This is a genomic window from archaeon CG10_big_fil_rev_8_21_14_0_10_43_11, assembly GCA_002763265.1.
In the GTDB taxonomy this organism is placed as follows: Archaea; Nanobdellota; Nanobdellia; order PEZQ01; family PEZQ01; genus PEZQ01.
In genome coordinates this window covers 43408-55369 of sequence record PEZQ01000003.1, presented here as the reverse complement: position 1 = coordinate 55369, position 11962 = coordinate 43408, and the positions used below count along the sequence as shown (strand labels likewise).

At 42.5% G+C, this 11962-nt stretch carries 10 protein-coding genes and 1 rRNA gene; 2 read left to right on the top strand and 9 right to left on the bottom strand.

What is annotated here, in order from left to right:
• Positions 1–101: 101 nt before the first annotated feature.
• Positions 102–217 (top strand): 5S ribosomal RNA (gene rrf, locus COT72_01200).
• A 5-nt stretch (positions 218–222) separates the two neighbouring features.
• Here the strand turns inward: rrf and COT72_01195 are convergent.
• The 4 genes from COT72_01195 to COT72_01180 form a co-directional block, all read right to left on the bottom strand.
• Positions 223–2232, bottom strand: coding sequence for a hypothetical protein (locus COT72_01195; protein ID PIO00303.1), 2010 nt, complete (start codon positions 2230–2232; stop codon positions 223–225).
• A 3-nt stretch (positions 2233–2235) separates the two neighbouring features.
• The gene (locus COT72_01190) at positions 2236–4245 is read right to left on the bottom strand and encodes a hypothetical protein (GenBank protein PIO00302.1); all 2010 of its coding nucleotides are present in this window, start codon (positions 4243–4245) and stop codon (positions 2236–2238) included.
• A gap of 65 nt (positions 4246–4310) precedes the next feature.
• Positions 4311–4592, bottom strand: a complete 282-nt coding sequence (locus tag COT72_01185) for a 50S ribosomal protein L35ae (GenBank protein ID PIO00301.1) — start codon at positions 4590–4592, stop codon at positions 4311–4313.
• Entirely contained in the window at positions 4589–5722 is a 1134-nt protein-coding gene (locus tag COT72_01180) for a hypothetical protein (protein ID PIO00300.1), read from the bottom strand. The genes COT72_01185 and COT72_01180 overlap by 4 nt, the downstream gene beginning before the upstream one ends.
• Before the next feature lie 314 nt (positions 5723–6036).
• On the opposite strand from COT72_01180, the gene COT72_01175 reads away from it, so the two are divergent.
• The gene (locus tag COT72_01175; protein PIO00299.1) at positions 6037–6996 is read left to right on the top strand and encodes a hypothetical protein; all 960 of its coding nucleotides are present in this window, start codon (positions 6037–6039) and stop codon (positions 6994–6996) included.
• Here COT72_01175 and COT72_01170 read toward each other — a convergent pair.
• From COT72_01170 to COT72_01150, 5 genes are read right to left on the bottom strand one after another with little or no spacing between them, the layout of a single operon-like run.
• Positions 6990–7781 (bottom strand): hypothetical protein, encoded by a 792-nt coding sequence (locus tag COT72_01170; protein ID PIO00298.1) that lies wholly within the window; start codon positions 7779–7781, stop codon positions 6990–6992. The genes COT72_01175 and COT72_01170 overlap by 7 nt on opposite strands.
• Before the next feature lie 6 nt (positions 7782–7787).
• Positions 7788–7985, bottom strand: a complete 198-nt coding sequence (locus tag COT72_01165) for a hypothetical protein (protein ID PIO00297.1) — start codon at positions 7983–7985, stop codon at positions 7788–7790.
• Between the two features lie 33 nt (positions 7986–8018).
• Positions 8019–9983 carry a hypothetical protein gene (locus tag COT72_01160; protein ID PIO00296.1) on the bottom strand — a complete coding sequence of 655 codons (1965 nt, stop codon included), beginning with the start codon at positions 9981–9983 and terminating at the stop codon, positions 8019–8021.
• A 30-nt stretch (positions 9984–10013) separates the two neighbouring features.
• Positions 10014–10586 (bottom strand): hypothetical protein, encoded by a 573-nt coding sequence (locus tag COT72_01155; GenBank protein PIO00295.1) that lies wholly within the window; start codon positions 10584–10586, stop codon positions 10014–10016.
• Positions 10583–11914 carry a hypothetical protein gene (locus tag COT72_01150; protein ID PIO00294.1) on the bottom strand — a complete coding sequence of 444 codons (1332 nt, stop codon included), beginning with the start codon at positions 11912–11914 and terminating at the stop codon, positions 10583–10585. The genes COT72_01155 and COT72_01150 overlap by 4 nt, the downstream gene beginning before the upstream one ends.
• Between the last annotated feature and the right edge of the window lie 48 nt (positions 11915–11962).

Genomic DNA, 11962 nt, shown 5'->3' with positions numbered 1-11962 from the left:
TCCAACGTACCAATAGTATACTGCTAAGAACACTTAAAGGTTTTTCCCACTCTCCCACCCCTGAGTAATCTTTAAATACTCCTCATAACTTGTAGCTCAACGTTAACGGTCAAAGTGTGTGGGGAAACACCCGATCCCTTTTCGAACTCGGAAGTTAAGCCCATGTGCGTTATCATCTGTACTGAATTCAATTTGGGAACATGGTAAACTGTTAACACTTTTTTATTTCATGGTTCGCAGTCGGTCAAGTGCTTTTGAGGTTTCTTTGGTGTTATCAAGCAAGTGCTTTGCTTTTCTTGAAAGCTCCATCATGATTTCATGGTCTGAGTATGGTTCTGTTATATCATTGAGCGCTGAGAGTGCCTGAAACCAGCAGCGCACTTCAACGTTATCAGAGTAGAGTGTTTCTTCGCCTGAAATAAGGTCTTGTTGGCGTTTGTCATACGTGTTTGGCGTGATTTTTGTGCTGTGCTCTTCAAGTGCGTGTTTCATTCGAAGCAAGTCTGCAATCACGTGTTCGTAGTAGCCTTCAAAATTAAATGCTTCAAATGATTGTTCAAGCGATTCTTTGAGCGCAGGAACGAGTGTCGGAACTTTGCGGGCAACACTTGCATATGCTTCTGATTTTTGCATGAATTTGTTGTATTTTGAATAAAAGTCAGTGTAGAAGTCTTCAATCACGCTATCCCCATCATGAAGGGCAAACTTATCAAGCACGCTTAGCATGGTGTGGGATTCTTCAAGAGGAATACCATACCTTTCGGAATCAACAAGCGAATGTATTTTAGTTATAACGCGCGAAACGTGTTCTGCCCGTTCTTTTGGATTAGCGGGCAGGGAGTTTTCAAATTCACGCTGGATTTCTTCTATAATTTCAGGCAGTTTCTCTGCGTTTTTTGTTTTAAACCAGCGGACCAAGTAACTCATTGCATACACCTTACTAAATGAGCTAAGAAACATGTCATCAAGTTCTGAGGTGTCACTCGTAAAAAAAGGGTGGTTTGCAAGCGCGGTAAGTTCAGAATTAAGCGAGCAAAGAACGGGCTTTGCGCGCTCGACTTGTTTTTCTGAAATAATAACGTCAGGAATGGTAAGCAGACCTTCAAGCGTTGCGGTTACCTGCATGTGTTCATGTTCACAAAAGAGCGCAGCAGTTTTAATGGTGCTTTGTCCAATAAACTTCCAGAAGGCAAGCCACTCATCGTTATTAAGACCCGCGGTAGGGTCATGGGGCTTGAGTGGTAAAAGACCATAGTCTTCTCGTTGGCTCTTACTTGTATACACATCAAAAAGTGCATTTTTTGTCTGATTAAGCATGTCCCAAACAAGGTCTAGTGCAGGAGCATAAAAGAGCGGTTTTGTTTGGGCAAGCTTTGGTATTACTTTTTCAAACGTTTTTTTGTACCGGTTAATTGGTCCGGTATTATTTTCAATTATGCTTGTGAGCACGCTTACGTGTCCGAGTTTCTCTTCCATAAACTCAACTTCGCCAATGGCTTTTTTGAATATGGATTCTTTTTTCTCATAGGTTCGTTTAAACGCATTAAACGATTTAGTGAGTGTTTTATCAAAGAGTTCAAGCGCGTTTTCCTTGTTAATCTTGTTTTTTGACACAAGCGACCATAATCGTGAATAGTCAAAATTGGTTCGCTCAACAAATGAGCCTTGCCCGGCAATTCTGCGTTTGAGCAGTTCTATTTTTTCAAGCAGTTCAAGATTTGCAAGTGCTTCAGTACTGTCCCAGCCAAGTGATTGCACAGATGCATACAAGTCATCTGAAAATGAAATAACATCAGTAATAGTTTTTGCGCACACACCATAATTAAACGCAATAAGACGGTCAATATCCTCTTTAACATCATGCCATGACGCATAGGATGCGCCGGTACGTTCGCTGAGCGCTTCAAGAGACATATTGTTTTTGAGCCGGTTAAATGAACGCGAATCCCTGCTTAAGTCTTTGAGCACGGCATGACCTGATTCAGCAACGCTTAAGGCAGTGATAGCAAAATCAAGCGAGTCTTTGATGCGAATCCAGTAGTGCAGATCTTGTGTTTTCTCACCAATGCTTGTTGCAACATATTTGTAAAACGAATTGGTTTCAGAAAACACTGCAGAAAGGTAGCGCGCGTACGCTGATTTAAGAGGAGATGATTGCGCATGCTCAAACGTATCTTTTTGAAGGTCAAGAAGGTGCAAGAGCACCTTTGCGCTGTACTGTTGTGGCTCCATGATTTATCGTTTTGTCACGCTTTTGAGGTATTTAAGAGAACGGTCAATAAACCATTCTTTCTTCTTTTGTTGCACAACGCTGTTGTATGACGCGCGGTTAAATGCGGGAACCCGAATTGAAAGGCGTGTGTTAAGATCTTTTGAAATCTTGTCATATGAGCGCAGTGCGTGTCCATGATAGTGAGCTTGAACAAAATAAGCAAGGCCTTTGGTAAGGGCAATATCATCCTGGTTTGACTGTTCATTATTCACAACGTGTTTTACCATGAGTTCTTCAAGCTTTGATGCGTGCGCTTGTTCTGGCATGATTGCAAGTGCGTCATTGGTTTTTCTAAAACCAACACCAAGAGGCGAGCTTTCCCACAAATTAATGGTTGCGTCATTTTGTATTTCACCAATAATGCCTACATACGCGCTTGATTTGTCTTGCAAAAAGTCTGCACTATCAAATTCAAGGTAATATCGAAGATGGCTTTCAAGCACAGGAAAGTTTTCTTCAATGTTTGCGCGCAAAGGGAGGTTTCGCGTTATGTCACTAAGTGCGTGATCAATAAAAAGCTGGTTAACAAGGATTTCAGGGGTTCGTGAAAGAAGTTTGTGCATACCCGTCACATAAAACGAGCCGAAACCAACTTCGCCATAGTCAAAGTTAAGGATTGTAGCGTGCTCGTAGTTGCGCAGGTGTGGGGGGTCAAGACGGAACAGGCCAACACTTGGAAGTGTTTTGAACAAAGAATTTTGTTCAACCGGGTCAGGGGTTGAATTGAATTTGAACGCGAGCATTGATGACTGTTCAAAGGGTGTTTCTCCTTGTCTGAGTGCGCCAAGCGCTTTTCCATATACATTTCCAAACGCCGCAGAATCAAATGAATCACTTCCTGTTTTTGACACGCTAAATTTCATAGTTGAATGCGGGATTTTAATGTCAAAAATTGTATTCAATCGGTGCGTATCAGGCTTGAACGCCTGAACGCGGTAAAACGGCGTAAATGGCGCTGAAAAGTGGTTGTGTTCGCCATTGTATTGGAGTGTGGTTCCATTATATTCTGCACGCAAGGAATCAATGAATGCATTAATATCACCAATGCCCTCCACATTATCAATTGCTTCATCTTTTTTGATAAGAAGCTCAAGCGTGTTAAACTCGTCTTTCCATGTTGTTATTTTTTTGTAATCAAACACATCAAAGTGTGGCTCAAACCGGCCATTATTGTTGTGGATGTAGGCAAGATACACATTTCCGCCAACACCCTGAGTGCTGCCGTCTTTATCCTTAAATGACGCAGTAGTTGCTTTTAGGTGTGCAATAAGCGATTTTTCTCGCGTAAACGAGTTGCGCGTTTTGTATTTGAAAAAAGAGGTATCATCCTCAGTAAGGTCGCGAATTTCTTTACCAGTCTCATTATACCCGCACCCATCAACAGCAAAGAGAAGGGGTGCATCATGCGCCCCTGCTGCATGCCGGTCAAACACATTATTAAAGTGAAACATGGCGCCAGGAGATTCTGAAGAATAAAGTGCTGGCTGGTTTTCTGCGTTCATACCTCCCATAAGAAGAACACCCAGGTGCATAGGATAAAAGTATGCAAGCTTTTTGAATACGCTGGAACTGAATTCTGCAAGCTCCTCAACGCGGGGAATGCTTTTTGGATTGTCAAGGCCAAGCGAGATTTGGCGAAAAGCCATTTCTTTTGCTGAAGCACGTTGGGTGATTGCTTCAATCTCGTAGAGAGGATAAACATAGCCTGTTCCCGCGCTTATAACAAGCGGATTAAGGTATGAGACCTTTTGAGACGAAAGAGTTGCCTGGCGAAAGCCTGCTGAGGTCATTGAATCTGCGCTTACCATCACACCATCACGGTATTGGCTCATCAGAAGAACTGTTCGTGACTCATTAGAATGCTGATTTTTGCCTTCTTTGAAAAAATGGTCCAAAACAGGCGTTTTTTGATCCCACTCAGATAACTGGTCTGCAAGTGTTTTTCGTTTATACGAGAGCAAGGGCTTGTTCATGCTCTAGTTGTTGTGAGAACAATTTAAATTAATACTTGTACTCTAACCCCACTATGCAAGGATAATTAGCTAAAAAGTGCTACATCTTTGCCAAGTGCTTGTCCTGGAAGACCTTTTGAAAATCGAGCAATAACTGCGCCAGAATTTCCGTGCACACGGGTAATAACGCCGTGGAGTTCTTTTCCGCTTGATGTGGTGTACACGACTTTTCTGCCTAGGTATTTGTTTGCGTCTTCTTTGCTTTTTGCCCCAATATTGAGAATGATTTGGTTTGGGGTTTGGGTTCTTCGACCTTGACGGTAATTAAGTATTCGTGCGCTTTGTTTTGCTACTTTTTTGTCTGTCATCGTTGTGCAAGACCTTCTTCAATGATTTTTTGTGATTCGTCTGCAGTTTCTGCTACTGGTTTGCGTTCAACATCTATGAGTCCTTCTCTTTTAACCTTTTTGCTTTCTTCTTTCTCTTTGTCTTCAGCAATCTTAAATTTGTACGTTTCGCCTTTCTTTTTTCGTTCTTTTGAGAGAACATCTTCCATTTTCTTCACAAAATCAGTTGTTTTTGCAAGATAATCATCAATTGCTTTGCCCTTAATCTCTTTGAGCGTGCCATGTTCGGTTTGTTTGTACACGTCAACAATTTCTCGTGCAATATCGGCATATTTTTGTGCAAACAACTTTTCTCCAACAAGTTTTTCTAGAAAATCAGCAATTTCACGCGGTGCAGGGGGGCGGTACCCGCGTTCCATGAGCACGGCTTGGCCTGCTGCTACAATGCTTTGTTCCATGTTGTAAATGAGTTTGCGATTAAGCATGTCTTCAGTGAGGCGAAGCAGTTCTACTGACATGAGAATGTGCCGGTCAATTGCTTCGCTTGAAGGAGTGATAAGTCCTTGTTTAAAAATAAGCTGTACAGGAAGAAAAAAGCCAGTGTCATATAAGGGGATGCCTGTTCGCATCACCGTGTACATGACCGGGTTTCCATGGCGGATGTATTCCCAAAATTCAGTAAGCAAGTAGGGTTGGGGGTGTATTTTTTTGTCAGTGACGTACGCTACTTCAATAAGGCGCTGGAAGAGTTTGTCTTTGAGTTGTCCGCGCGTCATACGGGTAACATCAGTATCATCAACAATAACGGCAACGTCAATGTCTGAGTTTTTGCCTCGTTTTGTTGAACCAAAGGCAACTACACTTTTGATATATCTGCCAAATTTTTGCACAACTTTTACTGAGTACTCGTTGAGGATTTTGAGTTCACGTTCTTTGAGAATGTCGCCTGCAGTGCGTTTCATTCCTTGTTTTGTGCCAAGTTCTTCCTGCATGCGGTGCATTTTTTGCAAAAGCTCAACACCAGAGAGGTTTCCCATGCCTGGCACGTTTGCGTCTTGGGCTGCTTTTTGGGCTTGCATAGCTTTAAGAACATCTTCTTTAGATGGTTCTTCTGGTTTCTGTGGTTGTTTTGCTTTTGATTGTTTTGGCATAAGAAATTACCTTATTGTATAGCAAGTAAGTACGCAGGTTTTCTTTTAAAAGTTTCTATTGGTATGCAGGCGCGCAAAAACCACCAATATGTCTCAATAGGTCTCAAAAAACGTAACATTTAAATATTCTGAGACAGTTTTGACCACTCATAAGTGACAAAATCTTAACATTTGTTGGGATTGCGTCATTTCTACATTCCCTCCCCAAACGGTCGCTTCGGCGACCGTCCCCTTTATGTTCTTGCGCACGCTTTAAAGGCACTACCGCAATACTTAAAAAGCAGTTATCACATACTTAGCGCGGGAAACATAATATGGCAATGAATCTATCCCAATCAGACCTTGAGCAACGTCTTGCTGCTCAAGAAGACGCTCGCAGACCGCAACGAGCGCGAAACGTTCGGCCTAATCTTATCAATCCTGTAGCAACTGAACATGAGATGCCCTATGGTGCGCTTACTATTGCGGGTGTAGATAATTTTGATATTATTGGTGCTGTTTCTATGCCCGTCTATGCAAATGCGTATCTTGAAGGGGAACGCAAAGATGCCTGGAAAGACTATCTTATTTGGCGTCTCAACTTATCACAAGAACATCAAAATACCCTTGATACAAGTATCATTAAAGAAGGTGCAAATGCGTACCGGAAAGTTTTCCAAAAAGTGTTTGGAAAAACAGAGACCGAAGCAAAAGAGTTAGTGAACACTTCAGCGTATGAACTTATGGTTAAGGGGTGGGATAGTTTTTCAAAACTCAAAATTCTTCCGGATTACTCGGTTACTGAAGGTCTTGAAGCAAACATGGAAAACGCAGAACTTGTTGCAGCTCGTATTGATTTACTTCTCTCACTTTATCGTATGATGACTGGAAAAAAGAACGCGGGCGTTAACGATTACGAGCGCTTCCTTGCAGAAGATATGAATGAAGAAGAAATTCTCAACATTCCATATCAACGCAGAGATGAGCCGGCTCAAGAGCAACGAGTTACACCTGAATCAGACGAATCTAATCTTGAAGAGATGCTAGACAATTCAGCTGAGACTTCAGCGGAAGCGGTGCAAGAAGAGACTGCGTTTCCGCAATACCTGCAGGACGCAGATACAATACTAGACACAAACGTGGCACAGGATAACATGGTTGAAAACGAGCCAATACATAATGTTCAACTAACGCAGATTCCTCACAATGACGTAGAACACGTTGAAACACAACCTCTTGTTCAAAGACGTTATAATGAAGAGGAGCATAATTGGACTGAAGAAAACGCTCAGTAAATGCCAAGTTCTTTTTTGATTCGCTCGTAGTAGTCTTCTGTTCGTTTTTTAAGCATATCAAATTCTTTTCCAGAAATCACATTTTTTTTGCGGTAGAGAATGTTTTTAGTAAGCTCGTACAAGTACGCAACAAGCTCGCGGTCCTCTTTTTTGAATGCTTTGTACTTGCTCATGGGCTTAACCACATGTTCAGGACTCAGGGGAATTTCTCCCTGCTTCATTAAGTACGCGTGCGTAATGTCTATTGCACCCCAGTACAAATCAATCACGGCTTGCAGCATTTTCAGGTTTGCATTAAACAAAGCTTTTGGCGCCATACTCGCATAATTGTGAATACTCTCCCCAGATGGTCTGATACGGCCCTGGAAAAGCATGCGCTGCATTGGGTTAAAAAATCCATGGTCAATGAGCGCAACACCATCACGAAGAATGTTGATAATGACCGGGTCACCATTTCGCGTGAATTCCCAAAACGAAGTGAGCGCGATGGTGTGCACGTGCAAGCGGTTTGAGACTTCGACAATGATTTTTTCAGTGATGATTTGATACGCGTCAAGCAATTCCTGACTAAGATTCATGCGCACATCATCAATTACCGTAAGAATGTCAACATCACTTTCGGCGCCCATAGTTTCTTTGGTTGTCGAACCAAAGAGAACAGCAACTTGTAGAAATTCTCCAAACTCTTGGTGAAGTTTTTTTGCGAATTCTCGCGCTATAGCTAAATTTTGTGCATGGTAATATTCGAGATTAGGCGTTTCAAACCCTTCTTGTCTGAATTCCATGATTGCTTATTTCTTCTTTGACTTCTTTTTTGAACTCTCTTCTTTTGCGCCACCCATTGCGTAGCCTTCAAGGGTTTCTTTGAGTCGTTCCACTTTATTTTCTACTTTTTTCTTGCTGTTTTTGTAGATAAAGACTGTTTCAGCAACAGCAGTTGCAAGAAGTCCAAAAAAGACCATTCGTTTGAATTTTTTAATAATCCCCATACCCTTATTATGAGTAGTTGGTTGTTAAAAACATTACTCCAAAGGCAGTTCTTCCCATGTTCTAAAATCAGGCTGAAGCATTTCAGGAACCGCATCTCCTGCAAGAAAATGGGGCGTGTATGTTCTAATGTTGTTGTCAAAGTAGTGAAGCTTGTCCCAAGTCTCGCCTGCTTCGCCGCCAAGAACCGTTGCTTGATTGTACACGTGCGGGTTGAAAAGACGCCATGATTCAGTCACTTGTTTTGCTGACTGGCTTCGCGGGCCGCCAAAACCTTCACTAATAATAGGGATTTTTCCTTCATATTTTCTGATGCGGTCAACTACTTTTTTGAGCGGTACAATTCCCTGGCCTGGAGGAAGCGAGTCATCTTCATAGCCAAAGTGGTCGCTTACGTGCACTTTTTTGATAATGCCCTCTTTTGCAAGGGCTTCTGCTTGGTCTGCAAGCCAGTCGTCAAAATTCTTTTTTCCTTTGCCTTCTTCTTCCCAATACCGGCGCCACATTCCTGCGTGCGCAACATCAAAACACGCGCCAATAAATTCTTCTGACATGCTCTCCCGTTTTTTCTTATCAGACACGTCATGAGCGATTTTTTGTTCAAACTCTCTTCGCGAGCTTTGAATAACGTTCCTAAGCTCATCGGGGTGAGAACCATAGAATTTTGGGAAAATGTTTTCTGGATTAATCATCACTTTTTTTCCGGTGTCTTTGCTGCGCTGGTATGAATGGTAAGCAAGGTCTGCTATGCCATCAACGTTTTGTTTGTGCGCAAACTTGGTGAGCGGCTGGAGACGAAGCGGGTAGTTTTTATCATCAGAGTGCAGGTAGTCTTCAGTTTGTTTTAAGCTCCCCCACGCGTTTGCCGCGCGTTCCATTGCAGAATGTTGTTCATGTTCAAGAAGAGAGTATTGTTCATTGATTCGTTCTTTTGCAGAACTCCATGTTTCAGGTCGTCTAGGGTCAAAGCTTGAACCAAAACTGAACTGTTTGTTCATAAGCGTATCTGCCTTATGGGTAAGTTCACGCAGTTGTTGAGCAGTAAGACTGTTCGGGTTTTTTCGCCCAGTAATATAGTCAATGAGCGCGCCATCCTGTCCAGGTTTACCAAGCAGTTCTAATTGTTTGTGTCGTTCTTCTGATTGCGCTGCCCAACGGTCATATTCTGATTGTTGGAGCACTTCATTTTGGCGCAAATAATGGAGAAGCGCGATATCTGCGCCGGTATATTTTTTTGATTCCTCTCCTTGAAAACCGGGCAATTGTCCTATTTTTATTTTTTCCTCAAAAAAACGTGCCGCCTGATCAAAAGTAACAGACCCTCCTTTAAACCCCATTGTATCAGGGGTATAATATTGAATTCCTTTAGTCTCAGGATCATAGCGATAATTGTAGCGAGTTCGTTTTTTTCCTGTTGAATCAGTATAGTCAACTTTATCAAGAATAGGCAAGCGCACTTCCTGGTCTCCAGAAACTTGGTGCACCATTTTACCGGTTTTCATGTCAACAAAATCATAACGGTCAAGACCCTCGGGTTTAAGACGCGTGTCACCAATTGATTGTATGGGGCGGGGCGTTCCAATAACATGAACCGTAATACTATCTGCACCAATGTCATGGGCAAAATCAACGTTTGCACGTAACTCATCCATGTTGCGAGCGCGCTGATACGCGTCAACACCCTGCTGGCCAAGCGGTGACATGCTTGTGCTTGAACCACTGTGAACGGTGAGCGCTGCTTTGTTGACTTGCGCAAGCTCTTTTATTTCCTGGCGCTGCTCTTTGCCGTAGCCTGCTGAAGGAATTGGTCTGCCACTCCCGCGCGCGGCAAATGCTTGGCCCGGGTCTGCTACGTTTATTTCAATCAGTTTTGCGCCTGTGCGAAGCTGCGCGTCAACACCCTGCTGCGCTTCAGTCATGGGCGCAACAGTAGTACCTAGTTCCGATGGGTAGTAGCGCGCGTCCATTGCATTAAGATAATTTGAATCAAAGCGAACCATAGCGTATTCTTGTTAGTATTCATGCAGGGGCTAATATAAGAGTTTTTCTTTATTTTTTTCCCGCTTTTTCTCAGCTGATTCGTGTTTTTCATCAGCAATGTGTTCAAGTGATGAATCATACTCAACGCCACGCGGAGCTGAATCATATTCTTCATGGGTTTGGCGTTCATACAAACCATCGCCAGGAGTGTATTGTTCGGTGTAGAGTCCTTTTTTTACGGAAGGCGGGCCCGCATAAAACGAACCTGAGTGAGAGTCTGATGCAGTGAATTGAGGGGTGTAGAGTCCGCCTGCTTCTCTTGACTTTTTGATAACTGGTTTTTGTTCTCCTTCAAGCAAGTTTTGTAAGTGCTCATCTCGTTCAAGTTTGTGAGCAGTTTGCTGAATAACGCGCAAGGGAGGGAGGCGAAAGTCAACTGTTTTCTTCTCATTTTTTTGTTTTATGACATAATCAATGTACAAGTACATAACCGCACGAAATTCCGGGTCTGCTTCTTTTGCTGCGCGTCGTGCAAGAAACAAGAGTTTTTCGCTAAAAGGAAGTTCTTTACACTCATCTAGCAGGTTTTTGAGTTTTTTTAAGAGTTCTTCTTCGCGCATCATGGTCGTGCAAAGCCGCGGCTTTGTTTGAATAAGTCATACACTTTCCATAAATCGCCATCCTCATATCCTGACGCAACGGTGGTTTCAGCGCTTTCTCGTTGTTTTTGTGCGTCAAATTTTTGTTGCATCTTGAATATGCGGTGAAATGAGGGCCCATTCTTATTTTTTGGTTTTTTCAAATACCCAAAAAAAGGGAACACATTAAGAAATGAGTCTAAGATTTGTTCTCCAAACTTTTTTCGTGTTTTATGCTCTTCTTTTTTCTTTTTTGGATACAACTTTTCGTAATCATCATTCATAACGTGAATCAAATCATCTTTGATGTCAGCAAGCGATTCATTAATGTGTTTGATAAGAAAGTCAAAAAGTTCTTCGTCTTCTTTTGCTTTTTCTTTAGCCCACTCGTCTTCAGTATACACGTGCGCGCTGAGTTTTATTTCAACACGTCCGCGGTGCACAAATCCTTTTTGGTAGTTTTGTTGGAACGCTTCTGCGGGTGTGGTTCGTTGCGTGAAATTTGCTTTGATTACTGCAATGTTTTTGCCAAATTTTTTCTCATCTTTTTTCACGCCGTCAAGTGAGAGTTCAACCCACGCGGTTTCAAAAGAAGAAACGAGTTCAGGGCGTTCTTCTTGAATGTCTCGAAGTTTGCTTATAGCGCGAAGATAGGGCTTTAACCATTCTGCGTAGAGACGCAGTTGTGAGATGTGGGTTCGAAGCATGTTTTTTGTAACTTTAAGGCGTACGCGCAATTCTTTTTCTGAACGCTCCCGCCATGCTACGAATTGCGAGAGTTTTCGCTTTAACGTGTAGGCAAGCTTTTCTGAGATATCATATTTTCCAACAATGGTGTCAACCTCATCTGCGTTTTGTACGCGCGTAGTGTAAAAATAGTCAGGTAATGGCGCAAACCCCACTTGGCTTGCAAGACCTAATACTGATGCCGGGTTTTTTGTTCCTTGTTCAACAAGCGTAACCCAAATATCTTTGAGTGCTGAATCTGCTGCTGAATCTCCTTCTTTTGAGCGGTCGTAAAAGCTTAAACGCTCCTCAGTAATGGTAACGGTTCGCACAAGCTTAAAAAGGTCTTTGACCATGCCATTGAGCGTGCCCATAAGCTGCATGGCGCGTGATTCTTGTTCGCCACGGCGTCTTGCCATGTCCCCCCAGAAACTGCTCATCTCAGATGAAGCATACACATCTTTTGTTTTGCTCACGTCATAGCCTTGCACGCGCATGAGTGAGAGTATTTTAAAGTAGTGTGATTCAAGGCCTTCGCCAATGTTATCTATTTCAATGGTGTATGATTCAAGCGCGTCACTACTCATTACTTGTTTTATGAGCGTTTGTACGTTAATAATTGTTTTGGGCAAAAA

Excerpts from the sequence above, each read along its gene's own strand:
- COT72_01170 (PIO00298.1), bottom strand. The coding sequence starts at position 7,781 with ATGGAATTCAGACAAGAAGGGTTTGAAACGCCTAATCTCGAATATTAC.
- COT72_01180 (PIO00300.1), bottom strand. The coding sequence starts at position 5,722 with ATGCCAAAACAATCAAAAGCAAAACAACCACAGAAACCAGAAGAACCA.
- COT72_01155 (PIO00295.1), bottom strand. The coding sequence starts at position 10,586 with ATGATGCGCGAAGAAGAACTCTTAAAAAAACTCAAAAACCTGCTAGAT.
- COT72_01160 (PIO00296.1), bottom strand. The coding sequence starts at position 9,983 with ATGGTTCGCTTTGATTCAAATTATCTTAATGCAATGGACGCGCGCTAC.
- COT72_01190 (PIO00302.1), bottom strand. The coding sequence starts at position 4,245 with ATGAACAAGCCCTTGCTCTCGTATAAACGAAAAACACTTGCAGACCAG.
- COT72_01150 (PIO00294.1), bottom strand. The coding sequence starts at position 11,914 with ATGAGTAGTGACGCGCTTGAATCATACACCATTGAAATAGATAACATT.
- COT72_01165 (PIO00297.1), bottom strand. The coding sequence starts at position 7,985 with ATGGGGATTATTAAAAAATTCAAACGAATGGTCTTTTTTGGACTTCTT.
- COT72_01195 (PIO00303.1), bottom strand. The coding sequence starts at position 2,232 with ATGGAGCCACAACAGTACAGCGCAAAGGTGCTCTTGCACCTTCTTGAC.
- COT72_01185 (PIO00301.1), bottom strand. The coding sequence starts at position 4,592 with ATGACAGACAAAAAAGTAGCAAAACAAAGCGCACGAATACTTAATTAC.
- COT72_01175 (PIO00299.1), top strand. The coding sequence starts at position 6,037 with ATGGCAATGAATCTATCCCAATCAGACCTTGAGCAACGTCTTGCTGCT.